Annotated in this window: 13 protein-coding genes; 9 read left to right on the forward strand and 4 right to left on the reverse strand. The window is 68.8% G+C overall.

Annotated features, from left to right (window positions below; translation table 11 throughout):
• Positions 1 to 98: 98 nt before the first annotated feature.
• The 3 genes from ON40_RS13190 to ON40_RS13200 all read left to right on the forward strand — a co-directional run bounded on the left by ON40_RS13190 (position 99) and on the right by ON40_RS13200 (position 2,973).
• Positions 99 to 479, forward strand: coding sequence for a GFA family protein (locus tag ON40_RS13190; protein WP_051193054.1), 381 nt, complete (start codon positions 99 to 101; stop codon positions 477 to 479).
• A gap of 332 nt (positions 480 to 811) precedes the next feature.
• Complete coding sequence (locus ON40_RS13195) at positions 812 to 1,204, forward strand: hypothetical protein (RefSeq protein ID WP_040822169.1); 393 nt, start codon at positions 812 to 814, stop codon at positions 1,202 to 1,204.
• A 320-nt stretch (positions 1,205 to 1,524) separates the two neighbouring features.
• A complete protein-coding gene (locus tag ON40_RS13200) occupies positions 1,525 to 2,973 on the forward strand; it encodes a glycosyltransferase family 39 protein (protein WP_245567785.1) in 1,449 nt (482 codons plus the stop codon).
• 4 nt (positions 2,974 to 2,977) lie between these two features.
• On the opposite strand, the gene ON40_RS13205 is transcribed toward ON40_RS13200, so the two are convergent.
• Positions 2,978 to 4,195, reverse strand: coding sequence for an erythromycin esterase family protein (locus ON40_RS13205; protein WP_040822170.1), 1,218 nt, complete (start codon positions 4,193 to 4,195; stop codon positions 2,978 to 2,980).
• 114 nt (positions 4,196 to 4,309) lie between these two features.
• Here ON40_RS13205 and ON40_RS13210 point away from each other — a divergent pair, with 114 nt between their 5' ends.
• The 3 genes from ON40_RS13210 to ON40_RS13220 all read left to right on the forward strand — a co-directional run bounded on the left by ON40_RS13210 (position 4,310) and on the right by ON40_RS13220 (position 6,794).
• A complete protein-coding gene (locus ON40_RS13210; RefSeq protein WP_040822559.1) occupies positions 4,310 to 5,005 on the forward strand; it encodes a MerR family transcriptional regulator in 696 nt (231 codons plus the stop codon).
• 86 nt (positions 5,006 to 5,091) lie between these two features.
• Positions 5,092 to 5,748: a HEAT repeat domain-containing protein gene (locus ON40_RS13215; RefSeq protein WP_040822171.1), complete on the forward strand. Its 657-nt coding sequence runs from the start codon at positions 5,092 to 5,094 to the stop codon at positions 5,746 to 5,748.
• A gap of 29 nt (positions 5,749 to 5,777) precedes the next feature.
• A complete protein-coding gene (locus tag ON40_RS13220) occupies positions 5,778 to 6,794 on the forward strand; it encodes a MerR family transcriptional regulator (protein ID WP_040822172.1) in 1,017 nt (338 codons plus the stop codon).
• Between the two features lie 185 nt (positions 6,795 to 6,979).
• Here ON40_RS13220 and ON40_RS13225 read toward each other — a convergent pair whose 3' ends face one another.
• Together ON40_RS13225 and ON40_RS13230 are read right to left on the reverse strand one after the other, a co-directional pair.
• The gene (locus tag ON40_RS13225) at positions 6,980 to 7,675 is read right to left on the reverse strand and encodes an NAD(P)-dependent oxidoreductase (RefSeq protein WP_040822173.1); all 696 of its coding nucleotides are present in this window, start codon (positions 7,673 to 7,675) and stop codon (positions 6,980 to 6,982) included.
• Between the two features lie 15 nt (positions 7,676 to 7,690).
• A complete protein-coding gene (locus ON40_RS13230) occupies positions 7,691 to 8,770 on the reverse strand; it encodes an NAD(P)/FAD-dependent oxidoreductase (protein WP_040822174.1) in 1,080 nt (359 codons plus the stop codon).
• A 167-nt stretch (positions 8,771 to 8,937) separates the two neighbouring features.
• Here ON40_RS13230 and ON40_RS13235 point away from each other — a divergent pair, with 167 nt between their 5' ends.
• Positions 8,938 to 9,834 (forward strand): RNA polymerase sigma-70 factor, encoded by an 897-nt coding sequence (locus ON40_RS13235; protein WP_040822175.1) that lies wholly within the window; start codon positions 8,938 to 8,940, stop codon positions 9,832 to 9,834.
• 13 nt (positions 9,835 to 9,847) lie between these two features.
• On the opposite strand, the gene ON40_RS13240 is transcribed toward ON40_RS13235, so the two are convergent.
• Positions 9,848 to 10,435 carry a TetR/AcrR family transcriptional regulator gene (locus ON40_RS13240; RefSeq protein WP_040822176.1) on the reverse strand — a complete coding sequence of 196 codons (588 nt, stop codon included), beginning with the start codon at positions 10,433 to 10,435 and terminating at the stop codon, positions 9,848 to 9,850.
• Between the two features lie 68 nt (positions 10,436 to 10,503).
• On the opposite strand from ON40_RS13240, the gene ON40_RS13245 reads away from it, so the two are divergent.
• A complete protein-coding gene (locus tag ON40_RS13245) occupies positions 10,504 to 11,499 on the forward strand; it encodes an amidohydrolase family protein (RefSeq protein WP_040822177.1) in 996 nt (331 codons plus the stop codon).
• Between the two features lie 14 nt (positions 11,500 to 11,513).
• On the forward strand, positions 11,514 to 12,218 hold the full coding sequence (locus tag ON40_RS13250; protein WP_040822178.1) for an SDR family NAD(P)-dependent oxidoreductase: 705 nt from the start codon (positions 11,514 to 11,516) through the stop codon (positions 12,216 to 12,218).
• Positions 12,219 to 12,364: the final 146 nt, after the last annotated feature.

The raw sequence follows: 12,364 nt of genomic DNA on the forward strand, positions 1-12,364 counted from the left end.
AGGAGGCTGTATGCCGATTGCGCTTCCAACACCTCCGGGTGTCGGAAGCGCGAGCGGACCGACTCATTCGCGCGTGATGCTCGAGACCGAGGAGTGATGTGAACGGCGGTTGTGTATGCGGCAATATCCGGTTCTCCGCGACCGGCGAGCCGGACTTCCCGCACCTGTGCTCATGCCCGCACTGCCAGCGACTTTCGGGCGCCCCGGTGATCGCATGGGTCGATTTTCCGGAGAAAGGATTCGGCTGGACCGGGCCCGGCGGCGAGCCGCGGTGGTTCCAGACGTATCCCGCGACCGAGACGCATCCGGCGATCGAACGCGGCTTCTGCCCCGACTGCGGCGCGAGCGTGGCCTCACGCGGTGACGTCCCGGGCAATGTCGGCGTCACGATATTCGCGCTCGACGACCACTCCGCACTCGTCCCCGAGCATCAGTCGTTCAAAGACAACGCCGTCCCGTGGATGGCCCCGCTGGGCTGACGTCCTGCGGTGCGGGACAGGCCATCCGGGGCCGTCCTGCCCGGGTGTCGTGTGCTTCGCTCGAAGGTGTCGTCACCGCAACGCTTGTCTTTCACGCTCGACCGTCGATCTCGTTGCGACACAGCAGGATCGATAGCTGGCCGCGTCGACGTGACATGCCTTCACGGACGATCCGTCAGGTACCCGCGAACGCCTAGCAGAATGGACTATCGCCGGATCGACCACACAGGACAACCCCGAGGTACAAATATGTCCCTCTTCGACGCAGCGACCGCACTGGGAGCCCGCGCGCGGCGCACTTCCGAGAACAGTTACGGCGTGCAGGTGAGGAATTGATCCAGATCGACAGGCCGTTCGCCAAGGCCGACAAGGTCGACCTTCCGGCAGTGCTCGCGAAGGTCGGCAGCATGGACACTCCGGGCGGCCTCGTCGTGGTGGGTGAGGACATAATGCTGCGGGACGCGCTCCTGCTGAGTGTGGCCCTCGCGTCCGATGACCGCTTCGACGACGCCCTCGGTTACGAGGACTCGAGCGAATCGTCGACGCGGCCAGGCATCCGGGCCGGCAACTCGCCGGATACGACGACGGTTTCCGACCGGCACCGCGGCGACCGGCCCGAGCGCGGCGCGCGTGGGTGCCTCGTCCGGCTCGGTGCCGTTGAGGGCGTCCTCGCGGATGCTGTTATCTGTTGCCATCCAAGTCGGTGGTTTCGATCGCGGGACTGAACGTACCGTCACGGCCCACCTGCCTCTCGGACAGCGCGGTGTGCCCTCTGCCGGTTCGCGCCGATTCGCATCCGCATTGCCGAATCATGTTGCAGCGGTGAGAGTTCGCGTGTGTCGCAGACGCCTGCGTTCTGGGCAGTGAGCTGTTGTCCGGACAGCACCGGGTTGACAGTAGGCACTGCCTCTCATCCCCAGGGATGAGGCGATCACACCGATATGGTCCTGCGGTCGCACCGCGGCTGTGTGCGGCGGGTGATGTGCGGGAGTGCTCGGGCGCGGCAGGATCGGGGCACGGCAGGTTTCCGCTAGGAGGTCCAACGGTGCAGCTCACGGTGCGGTCCGAGACCCGTGGCCCGGTGGTGCCCGCATTCGCCGGATGGGCGGTGGGTTCGGTCGCGGCCGTGGTCGGTGTGGTTCATCTGGTGTGCAGTGTGCGCGGTGGTTACTGGTTCGACGAGGCGTACATGGTGGCGATCGGCCGGCACCATCTGGCGTGGGGGTCGGCCGATCAGCCGCCGCTGGTCCCGGCACTGGCGGGTGTGCTGGATTGGCTGGCACCGGGTTCGCTTGTGCTGCTGCGGATTCCGGCGGTGCTGGCGACCGCGGCGGCGGTCCTGGTGGCGGCGCTGATCGCGCGGGAGTTCGGCGGGGATCGGCGCGCGCAGCTGCTCACCGCGGGGGCGCAGGCGACCGCGCTGTGGGCGAATCTGGTCGGGCACTGGCTCACCCCGTACGCGCTCGAACCGGTGCAGTGGCTACTGCTGATCTGGCTGCTGGTGCGTTGGGTGCGGGTGCGACAGGATCGGTTGCTGCTCGCGGTCGGCGTGGTCGCCGGGGTGGCCGCGGAGACGAAGTTCCAGGTGCTGCTGTTGTGCGCGGTATTGCTGGCCGCGGCGGCGGTGTTCGGGCCGCGTGAGCTGCTGCGCCGCCCGCTGTTGTGGGCCGGGGCCGGGATCGCGGCGCTCATCGCCGCCCCGACGTTGCTGTGGCAGGCGCGTAACGGTTGGCCGCAGTTGCGGATGGGCTCGGTGGTCGCTTCGGAGGCCGAGGCACTGTACGGGGGACGTACGGGTGTGGCGTTATCGCTGATCACCGTGGGCGGCGTGGCCGGAACGGTGTTGGCGCTGTACGGATTGTGGCGGTTGCTGCGGGCTCCGGAGCTGCGCCCGTACCGCTTCGTGGGGGTGAGCGCGATCGTGCTGTTCGTCTTCTTCGTCGTCACGGTCGGGCGGCCCTACTATCTGGACGGCATCTACGGTCCGCTGTGCGCGGCGGGTGCGCTCGGCTTCCAGCAGCGCAGGCTCGCCGGTGGCCGCCGAGGGTGGGTGGTGTGGCCCGCGTACGCGGTCAGTGCCGCCGCGGCCGCGGGAATCGTGGTGATCTCCACTTCTGCGGCCGATCCCGGTGCGGCACACGCGATTGCGCAGCGGGCCACGCGCACCTACCACGACCTGCCGGAGCAGGATCGCCGCGACACGATCATCATGGGCCAGTCGTACATCGTCGCCGCCTACATCGATGTGTACGGCGAGGCCGGACTTCCCCTCGCCTACAGCAGTAACCGCGCCTACGGATATTTCCCCGCCCCACCGGATTCCGCGCGCAGCGTGCTGTATGTCGGTTCGGACATCGTTGAGCTGCGGGGCCGTTTCGATCAGTGTCGCACGCTGATCGGGGACGATTCGAGCCAGAAGGTGTGGTGGTGCACGGGCCCGCACGAGCCGTGGCCGCAGCTGTGGCCGCGGCTGCGCCATCTGGGCATGACCTGATCCACTACCAGTATCGGTACTGTTTTCCGTCGGTATCGGTGAACAGGATGAGAGCGTCGGCGGCCTCGATATCGGACTGCTGGAGCGGAATATGTCCGGGCACAAGGGGTTCGGCGGCCTCGACCGGATCGGTGAGGGCGGCGCGCAGGGCCGGTGTCGCGAACAGGGTGCGGCGGGCGGTGGCCTCGGCCAGCAGGCCCTGCAGAGTGTGCGGATCGCGGGAGCGGGCGGCATCGGTGGTCACGACCAGATAGCGGTCCCCGAGCACCGAGCCGACCAGTGCGCCGACGCTGCCCCAGCTCACCCCGTCCCGGTCCGTGGACATCAGGGACCGGGCGCGCTGCAGATGCGCGTTGTGCGCGAAGACCAGGCTCGGGCCGCGGTGGTGTTCCTCGGCGAGGATCGCGAACAGGTTCTCGGCCATCATCTCCGCGCGCACGCTGCCCAGGTTCCCGACGCGATCGGGTGCGGGCGTGGCCATCACCGCGTGATAGCGCAGCAGTCCCTGGGCGGCGCGCGCGTGCGCCAGGACGCGGTCGTGGTGCTGTGGGTCGGCTGCGCGCAAGCTCGGCGCGGCCCGTCGCAACGCGCTGACCAGATCGTCCGCGACGACACGCAAGGCCCGAGCACGCGCGGAATCGCCGACCGATGCGGCCGGATCGAACATGGCCGACTCAGCGCTCCACTCGGTGTCGCGGCCGACCAACTCGTCGAGTTGCCCGACCGCGGCGGGACGCAGCGCCTCGGGCAGATGGTCGCGGACCACGGACAGCGAGCGACGCGGGCTCGGTGCGGCGGCGAACTCGACCGGCGCGTCGAAGCCGTAGAACCGCACCCGATCTCGCGGGGTGCGAGTGGCGTTGTGTGCGCGAAGCCATTGCAGCAGTGCAGGATTGCCTGGGATGGCGCCGAATCCGTGGCTGAATCCGGTTGCCAGGACGGTGTCGATATCGCTGCTCGCGCCATCGACGTAGTCCTGGACCACCGATGCGGCCAGCGCGTCGGTCTCCAGGGCGATCGAGCGGTATCCGCGCTCGACGAGGTGGGTCAGGATGTCGTTGCGCAGCAACGGAAATGCCTCGATCCCGTGCACCGGCTCGCCCAGCGCCAGCAGAGCGGGCGGTTCGGCTCGTGCGGTGAGCAACTCGTCCAGCGCTCGGCCCAGACTCGACGGATCGTCCAGTGGGCGGCCGATCGCGTGCAGTGCGGCGGCTGTGGACATGGAATACCCCTTTCCGGAAAATATCCCCTTTGACGATATCGTTGAAGATTCGAGTGAGGATTTGGTGAAATCGACCTGGTGATTCCGGGTCAAAACTTCAATCGGAGGTACACGCTGCGCCCCGTCGACCTGGCCCGCGAGCACGGATTGTCCGCACAGGCGATCCGCAACTACGACGAGGCGGGCATCCTGCCGGAGACCGAGCGCAGCGCATCGGGTCACCGGCGCTACACCCCGGTACACGCCCAGGCGCTGCGCGCCTTCCTCGCCCTGCGCCGCGGTCACGGACATCAGCAGGCGATGGAGATCATGTGCGCGATCAACGACGGTCGGGTCGAATCGGCCTACCGGCTGATCGACGCCACGCACCTGGCGTTGGTCGCCGAACGCGGCACCCGCACCGATGTCGCCTCGGCCCTGACCGCACTGTCCGGCACGGCGCCGGCCGGGTTACGCGGTGAGCCGCTGACCGTCGGTGAACTCGCTCGCCGCCTCGGCGTGCACCCTGCCACACTGCGCACCTGGGAATCGCACGGCATCGTGCGTCCCGACCGGGACCCGGCGACAGGCTACCGCCGATACGGTGCGGATTGTGTGCGCGATGCGCAGATCGCCCGCGAATTGCGCCGTGGCGGTTATCCTTTGCCGCAGGTCGCCCGATTCCTGGACGCACTGCGCGAGGCCGGTGGAGCCGAACCGCTGCGGGTATTCCTCGATTCCTGGCAGGACCGCCTGACCTCCCGCGCCCGCGCTCTGCTGGCCGGTGCGGCCCAACTCGACGGCTACCTCACCCTCCTGGACGGCGAATAGCGAACGTTCCGGCCGTGGGGCGCCACGATGACTTGACCTTCACACTGTGACAAGGACTCCAATGGGCAGCGAAGGAGGTGGTTGTCGTGAACACGACGATCCACGGCGAGCCGGATGCTCGCCTCATCGATGCCCTCGCCCATGCCGAGTCCTCGGTGCGATTGCGCGCCGCGCTGTCGGCGGGAACGCTGGGTGATCCGCGTCTGGTCGAGGTGCTCATCGCGCGGTGCGCGCTCGAACCGGACTTCTTCGTCCGGGACATGCTGACCTGGGCGCTGTGCCGGTTACCGGCCGAGGTGACGGTGCCGAGGCTGACCGCGGAGCTCGGATCCACCACGGCTCAGGCGCGGAGTCAGGCGTTGCACACGCTGTCCAAGATCGGGGATCGCAGCGCCTGGCCCGCAGTGTCGGATCTGCTGCACGACCAGGACGACGAGGTCGCCCTGAGCGCTTGGCGCGCCGCGGTGGCTCTCGTTCCGCACGGTGAGGAGGCCGCGTTGGCCGCGGATCTGGCGACCGCGCTGGGGCGTGGCGAACAGCCGGTGCAGTTGGGCCTGAGCCGGGCACTGGCCGCGCTCGACGTGGCCGCGATACCGGTCCTGGCCACTGCCGCACAGCATCCCGATCCCCAGGTTCGTGCTCATGCGCTGGCCACCGAGCAGTTGCGCCGCGACCCCGACAGCGGGTTCGCGCCCTCGCTCGAGCTGGCCAAGCGCGTGGCCGTAACCGGTTCGGGCACATAGGGTTCCAGCACACGGGAGGAGGCGATGGGATGTTGATCGGTGAGGTGTCGCGGCAGTCGGGCGTCAGCACGCGCATGCTGCGTCACTACGACGCGCTGGGTCTGGTCACCCCGACCGGCCGCACCGTCGGCGGTTACCGCGAATACTCCGCGCAGGACATCCGTCGCCTCTTCCACGTGGAATGTCTTCGCACGCTGGGATTGTCGCTGCACGAGGCCAAACGCGCACTGGACGATCCCGAGTTCGCACCGACCGCGCTGGTCGGCGAACTCATCGCGCACACCCGGGCGCGGATCGCCACCGAGCAGGAGCTGCTGCGCAATCTCGAACGCATCGATGCCGCGGCTCCGGCGCAGTGGGACGAGGTCACCAGTATCGTCGCGCTGCTGCGCGGGCTGGAATCGGACTCCGGGAACCGGCGTCAGCAGGCTGTGCTGTCCCAGCATGCGGCCGGATCGCTGCCGGTGGACGCGGTGGTGCAGGCGGCGCTGACCGAGGAGGACCCGAATGTGGCCGGGGCGCTGCGCTGGTCGCTGGCCCGAGCTGCCGGGGCCGGGTTGAGCGAGCTCGCCGCCGGTCTGGATGCGGCGCAGGTGCAGGTTCGTCGTCGCGCGGTCCTGGCGATCGCAGCGGTGCCCAGAGCCGAGGCGACACCGCTGCTGCGGCTAGCTCTCGGCGACACCGACCCGACCGTCCGCGAACGTGCCGCCCTGGCTCTGGGCTCGCGGCAGGTCAGCGAGGCGATGCCCGTCCTGCTGGAGATGGTCGTCGCGGGCCGTTCCGATGTGGAGGCCGCCGAGGTGCTCGGATCGCTCGCGCACGCCACCGTCCGAGCCGCGGATCTCGTCCGGGCCATGCGGGACGCACTCGACGGCGGCGCCGATTCCGCGACGCGTCTGCGAATCACGCAGGCGCTGGCCGAGATTCCCGGCGACGCGGCCCGAGCAGCCCTGACCGACCTCACCTCCGACAGCGATCGGACCGTCGCGGCGACCGCGTCCGCCATCCTGGGTGCCCGCGACCGCCGCCGTCGCGGCAAGGGATGATCCGCATCCACCCGGCCATCGGCGAGGCAGTCGCGGCCGGTGGCGCCGACCGCCAAAGGTGATGCGGGACAAGCCACCAGGGAGGCAGTGTCCCCGGGTTCGACCAGTTCACCGGAGCTGATGCCTGATTCGTGCGGTCGCCCGGCGAGATGCTGTAAGCATCGAACAGCGGCTCTGGCGATTCTTCAGCGTTTGGCCAGGGCTTCGCGACGGATCCACTGGAACAGTGTGGGGTTCTCGACGGTGGTGATGACGCTGACGGTTCTACGTACGTAGCGTCGGTCGTCCAGCACGGCCAGCAGGCTGGCGGCCAGATCCGCGCGGGCGGTGAACCGGCCGTCGGCATGGCCTTCCACGAGGGTGTAGTCGGTGACCGAGGGCAGGTGGTAGAGCCCGCTCGGGCGCACGATCGTCCAGTCCAGGTCGGTGGCGCGGATCAACGTTTCCATCTGCCGCATGTCCTCGTAGAGCGTCTTGCCCAGTACCCGCGTCACATACGGCAGCAGCAGGTGGTTGAACAAGATCCCGCCGTCGGTGTACGGGTGCGGATCGACTCCGCTGGAGCTGACCACGGCGAGCCGACGCACCCGATGCCGCTGCATCGCGGCGACGATATTGGCCGCACCGCTCGAATAGGTGCTGATCGGTTCCTTGCCCGCGGGAACCCCGAGGGTCGACAGCACCGCATCCCGCTGTGCCACGGCGGCGTCGACGGCCGCGGGATCGAGCACGTCGGCCCCGACCACGTCGAGCCGATCATGGTGCAGCGGAAACGATTCCGGTTGCCGAGTGACCGCGGTGACCTCATGTCCGAAGGCCAGTGCCCGGCCGGTCAACAGACGACCGGTGGGACCATTGGCGCCGAAGACGGTGATACGCATGGCGGGATGTCCTTCCTAGAAGCGGGAGACGCCGGCGCGGGCGCTGGAGAACGCGCTGTGCGTTCCCATTTCCTTCAGCGCGACCGCGCCGCGTCCGGCGAGGTAGGCGCGCCGGACGGAGTCGTCGGCGTGGGTGAACTGGGTGATGGCATCGCGGCGGCCCAGGGAGATGCCGCGATTCCAGTACGGGAACGAGTGCGGCTTCAGCTTGCGGCCCTTGCACAGACGGGCGAGGTTGTCGGCCGCGTGAATGGCCTGCGGCAAGGCGGTGTAACAGGCGAACCTCGCACCGGGGACCGCGGCACAGTCGCCGACGGCGAAGATCCGCGCATCGCTCGTGCTGCGCAGGAATTCGTCGACGACCACGCGGCCGCGCGCATCGACAGCCAGCCCGCTGCGCACGGCGAGGTCGGGGACGTCGGCCACGATCGCCCACAGCGTCAGATCCGAACCCAGATCCGCACCCGAGCGCAGACGTACGACACCGGCGAATTGCCCTGCATCCGAAACGACTTCGGTCACCTCGTCATCGATGATCTCGACCGTCAGCCGCTCCAGCCCGGTGCGTAGCCGCCGGTGCGCCCCGGCCGACAGGCCGCCGCCCACCGCCGATCCGATCAATCGCACCCGCAGATCGGGGCGCGCCTCGGCGATCTCGGCCGCCGTCTCGATCCCGGTCGGACCGCCCCCGATGACGGTGACCCGGCCACCGCCGGGCAGGTCCGTCAGCACCGCGCGCGCCTGCTGCGCGCCTTCCCAGGTGCCGACCGCGACCGTGCCCGGCATCGGCACGACGGTGCTGCCCACCGCCACGAACGCGTAGTCGAAGTCGATTCGCCCACCATCGGCGAGCGCGACGGCGCCGTCACCGATCTTGTCGACCGCCCCGACTCGCACCGTGATCGCCTCCCGCAGCACCTGCGCCAAAGGTGTTGCCGCCGAGTATGTTCCCGCGATCTGCTGGTGCAGCCGGACGCGCTCCACGAAATCCGGGCGCGGGTTGATCACGGTGATCCGCGCATCCTGGACCGTCCTGTCGATCCGGTTCGCCACGAGCGTGCCCGAATAGCCGCTGCCGACCACTACCACCTGCATGTCAGTCCTCCTGTCTGGATATGTGGACGAACACAAGTGCCCAGCGGCCCCGGACCTGTGACAGTGCGAACGTGTGACGAGCGCCACCACTTCCGGATGTCACAAACCGGCCGGAGCGCGCCACTCATGCATGACATCGTCGAGAAACCGGCAGACAGGACCGCACCATGAGCGAGGAAGAACGCACCGATCCCGCCACCGAGGCGTTCGTCGCGCACCGCAACCTGCTGTTCACCGTCGCCTACGAAATGCTCGGCTCGGCCGCCGATGCCGAGGACGTCCTACAGGAGACCTGGCTGCAATGGGCCGCGGTCGACCTCGGCACGGTGCACGATCACCGCGCCTTCCTCGTTCGGATCACCACCCGGCAGGCGATCCGGCGATTGCGCACCCTGGGCCGCCGCCGCGAGTCCTACGTCGGTCCGTGGCTGCCCGAGCCGTTGCTCACCACACCCGATGTGGCCGAGAACGTCGAACTGGCCGACAGCGTCTCGATGGCGATGCTGCTGGTGCTCGAAACGCTCGCCCCGACCGAGCGCGCGGTGTTCGTACTGCGCGAAGTGTTCGACATGTCCTACACCGAAATCGCTCCCGCCGTGGACAAGAGCCCCGCCGCGGTCCGCCAGATCGCCCACCGAGCCCGCGCGCACGTCGCGGCGCGTCGGCCGCGTGGAGCCGTATCCGCGGCTCACGCCCGCGAAGCGCTGGGAGCTTTCCACCGAGCGGTCGAAACCGGCGATCTACAGAGCCTGCTCGACATCCTCGCACCGGATGTGGTGTTCCTGGGCGACGGCGGCGGAGTCAAGCAGGCCACACTGCGCCCCATCGTGGGCGTGGATCGCGTCGCGCGTGTGTTGAGCGGCGGCACAGGCTGGATGGGCGGCCACGCCTCGGCCGAACCGGCGCACGTCAACGGCTGGCCCGCGCTGATCATCCGACTCGACGGACAGGTCGACGGCGTCGTGGCGGTGCGGATCGACAACGGCCTGGTCACGGGTCTCTACTATGTGCGTAATCCCGACAAGCTCTCCCATCTGCACAGGGAAACCGCACTGGACCGCTGAACCTGGCCTCCCGCTACGTCGTCTCCGTGGAAGGCGGCGCGGCGAGGGCGGCGGTGAGCCAGGGCCGCAGGATCGTCTCGATCTGCTCCTCGGAGATGTCGGTCAGGGCCTCGAGTTCGAGGAAGTGCCGGGCGATGGTCAGGCCCAGGATGCTGCTGACGGTCAGGGCCGCACGCAGTTCGGCATCGGGACCGCCGTCGGCGCGGGCCAGGTTCTGTACGCGTTCGTCGAGGAAGTTGCGCATCGCGGCCGTTGCCTCGGGTGCGGTCAGCATGGATCGTGCCAGGGCGCGGGCCTCGGGCGGCGGGGTGTTCAGGCGGATGCCGAGGATCTCGAACAGGTGCTCGGCGACCTCCTGGGGAGTGCTCGAGGCGTCCAGATCGTCGGCGCTGCCGCGGTGCAACTGGGTGGCGACGGTGAACAGGCCGCTCTTGGAGCCGTAGTGCTGCAGGACCAAGGAGGGGTCGACTCCCGCGCGCTGGGCCACACCGCGCACGGTGGCGCGTTCGAGTCCGTATTCGCCGAATTCGGCCTGTGCGGCACGCAGAATCCGTTCCGCGGTGGCCGCGCGCCGGGCCGCGCGTGTCGTCGGTTCGTCCACGTCGTCACTCTACATCCGTTGAGCGAATCTGATATTCTCACTCAACAGTCGATGAGCGAAGGAGTGCGATGAGAGTCGTCACCGTCGAGGAGCACTGGAACACCGAGGGCATCGACCGGGCCGTACGCGCCCACGCACTCGATGCCAGCGTGGTTTTCAACGATCGGGGTGATATCCCCGAGCGACTGTTCGACCTCGACGAGAGCCGGATCGCGGCGATGGACACCGCGGGGGTGGATATGCAGATCATCTCCCTGTCCCCGCCCGGAACCTACGGCTTGCCGCCCGGCGAGGCGGTGGCGTTGTGCCGCGAGGCCAACGATCGCGCCGGGGCCGTGGTCGAACGTCATCCGGACCGCTTCCGCGCGATGACGACGTTGCCGATGCCCGATCCGGTCGCCGCGGTCGCCGAACTCGAGCGGACCGCGACCTCGCCCGCGCATGTGGGCATCATGTCCTACGGGCGCTGCGGTGATCGCCCGCTGGACGATCCCGCCTACGACGACCTGCTCGCCGCCGCGGCCGCACACGCTCGCCCGCTGTTCATTCATCCGCAGATCCCGCCGGACGGGGTGCGTGCGGCGTCCTACACCGGCCTGGGCGAGATCGTCGATCTGGGACTGGCCACTTTCGGCTGGGGCTGGCACATGGAGGCCGGGACCGCCGCGTTGCGCCTGATCCTCAGCGGCGCGTTCGACCGTCACCCGGACCTGCAGATCGTGCTGGGCCACTGGGGTGAGATGCTGCTGTTCTGGCTGGACCGGGCCGACAGCCTCTCGAACGTCGCCGATCTGAATCACCGTGTGGCGGAATACTTCCGCACCAATGTGTACATCGCGACCAGCGGCATGCTGACCCCGCGCCTGCTGCGCCACGCCCTGGACTTCACCGACGCCGACCGGATCCTGCTGTCCGGGGACTATCCGTTCCACCGCCTCGGGCCCACCTCGGTCGCGGAGTTCCTGGATGCCGTCCCCGATCCCGAGGATCGCCGAAAGATCGCTCACGCCAACGCAGATGCGCTCTACGGCCTCACGACCTCATCCGCTCAGCCGGCCCGGTAACCCGAGGAGAAGCGATGCCCGAGACCTCCCCGAACACGACCGTCCTGCTCATCGGGGCCTCCCGCGGACTGGGCTGCGCGATCGCCGCGCAGTACCTCGCCCGGGGGTCGAAGGTAGTGGCGACCGTGCGCGGCTCCGGCCACACCCCACTGCACGAACTGCAGGACACCGCCGACGGGCGGCTCGAGATCGAACACGTCGACATCACGGTCCCCGAGCAGATCGACGCGCTGCGAGAGCGACTGGGCCACAGGCGATTCGATCTGCTGTTCGTCAACGCGGGAGTCACCAACGGGCCCGAGGAGACCAGTGCGGATGTCGCGACCCAGGAGTTCACCCGCCTGATGCTCACCAATGCGCTGAGCCCGATGCGCGTGCTGGAAACCCTCGGCGACCTGGTCCCGCCGCAGGGCACCCTCGCGATCATGTCCTCGGGCCAGGCCAGTATCGCGAACAACGAGCGCGGCGGTTTCGAGATCTACCGTGCCAGCAAGTCCGCCCTGAACCAGCTGATGCGCAGTTACGCCGCCCGTCACCGCGACGACCCGCGCACCCTGCTGCTGATGGCTCCGGGCTGGGTGCAGACCGAACTCGGTGGCCCCGGCGCACGCCTGACGATCGACGAGAGCATCCCGAATCTGGTCACCACCATGGACGCCCAGCGCGGCCACGGCGGCCTTCGGTTCCTGGACTACCTGGGCCGCACCGTCCCGTGGTGAACGCGGGCCTGGTATGCGGCGGAAGCCCGCCGAAATGCAGACGCCCCGAGTGGAAGCCATTCGGATGCCCGGCGCGGCACGGCGGCCCGCAGCTTCTGGATTACCTGGGGGGCACCGTCCTGGCCGAGTGTGGGGCCCGGCATCCG

This window comes from Nocardia jiangxiensis NBRC 101359 (assembly GCF_000308615.1).
GTDB classification, from domain to species: Bacteria; Actinomycetota; Actinomycetes; order Mycobacteriales; family Mycobacteriaceae; genus Nocardia; species Nocardia jiangxiensis.